This window comes from Stieleria sp., from assembly GCF_041595215.1.
Classification (GTDB): Bacteria; Planctomycetota; Planctomycetia; order Pirellulales; family Pirellulaceae; genus Stieleria; species Stieleria magnilauensis.
Genome location: NZ_JBFHKV010001415.1, coordinates 1 through 1,767, shown reverse-complemented (window position 1 = coordinate 1,767; position 1,767 = coordinate 1). Strand labels below are relative to the sequence as shown.

1 protein-coding gene is annotated in these 1,767 nt (G+C 61.4%); it reads right to left on the bottom strand.

All coding sequences use genetic code 11. From position 1 onward, the window contains the following. On the bottom strand, positions 1-1,767 hold a 1,767-nt coding region (locus ABX749_RS31735), incomplete at both ends, for a tetratricopeptide repeat protein (protein WP_372899563.1).

Below are 1,767 nucleotides of genomic sequence, written 5' to 3'. Positions count from 1 at the left end.
TACAGCAACAACTGCGCGAGCATCAGTTTGACGTCCCACAAACCGGGATCCCGGCGGACGGCTTCTTCGCAGATCGCGAGCGCCGTCGACCGATCACTTCGACGAACCGCCGAGCGGATCATCGATCCCAACCGGGTCGGATCGGCGGCCAGGGAGATTCGGTCGCTGAGCGCCGACTTGATGTCGATCATGCCGGCGTCAAGCTGCAGTTGAACCAGTTTGAAACGGTTCTCGGGGGTGTCGGCGATCGCGACGACGCGTTCTTGGAATTCGGCGGCCACCACGACCTCGTCGGCCGCGTCACTCAAGCGGACCATCGTTTCAAGAAGCGAGACATCACGCGGCTGGGCGGCCAGCAGGCGATCGATGGCTTGTCGCGCGGCTCCGAAATCCTGAACCGCTTCGTGCCCCGCCGCGACCATCAGTTGGACCGTACGCTCGTCGACGTCGTCGCGTACCATTTGGTCGATCCGCTCGATCAACGCGTCCATCTCGTTCTGGCGGTCGTAGAGTGGTGCCAATCGTTTGACCAACGCGATTCGGGCGTCCGCTTCGGATTCATAACGCATCGCTTGCCAATACAGCTCAACCGCTTCTTCGGTGCGGTAGCGGTCCGCGAAGGCCGAGGCGAGCATGCGGCGGGGGCCGTTGTCACGCGGTGCGACGTTCATCGCACGCCGCAGCGCCGTGAAAGCCTGGTCGTCGCGTCCGGCTCGCAAGGCCAGCCGCGCCAGAAACTGGTACGATTCCGGGCTTGCCGGATTGGCGTCGATCAACGCGTCACAGGTCTGCATCGCTTGGTCGACTTGGCCCAACCGCATCTGTAGATCCGCGACGCGTTGCAGATAATTGGTCTGAAAGCGAACGTCGACGCGAGCCAGTTTTTGGAAGGTTGCCGCGGCATCGGCGAAACGATTCTGGCGTTCGGAGATTTCCGCGGCGACCAACAACACGTTCGGGTCATCGGGTTGTTGTTCGATCGCGCCGCGGATCGCCGCCTCGGCATCGGCCAATTGGCTCGCTGCGGCATGCATCATGGCCAGGGTTCGCAAGTTTTCGACGGTCGGCTCGGCGGCTTGTCGCAGTGCGATTTGTTGATCCAGGGTTCCGGCTTGCTGAAACGTCGCGATCCGATCTTTCAGCAGCTGTTCCTGCTCGTCGGGCGTCTCGGCGATGTTCGCCGCCGCATCGAGCCGAGAGATCGCTTCGTCGAATTGTTTGGCGTCGCGCAGTTTTTGCGCGAACCGCAATTCTTGGGGAAACGTCAGATCCAGTTCCGATGCCTCTCGCCAAGCCGTCAGGGACCGTTCGTCTTCTTTGAAGGTGGCGAAGATTTCGGCGAGGCGGACCAGTGAGTCTCGACCGCGTCGATCACCCTCGGCGATCGAATTCCAGGTCTCGATCGCTTCGTCTTTTCGGCCCAACCGATAAAGGTATTCACCCAGGTACTCTCGATACTGTGGTGAATCGGGTTCCACTTTGATGGCTTGCTCGTACAGCCCAATGGCGTCTTCTTTGCGATCGATTGCACGCATGCGATCGGCGATCTGGGACAGCGTGACGGCGTCATCCTTGCGGCGATCCGCCAGCCGTTGCCACACCGCGGCGGCGGCGATTCGTCGCGCCGCGAGTGGCCGCGTGTCGTCTTCCAGCAGGGTCTGTCCCCATCGAAGCAAGTAGTCGGGGTTGTCGGGATCTTGTTCGGCAAGCTGTTCGAATTGATCGGCCGCGGCGGCCATGTCGGCCTTGTTGATCAAGACATCGATC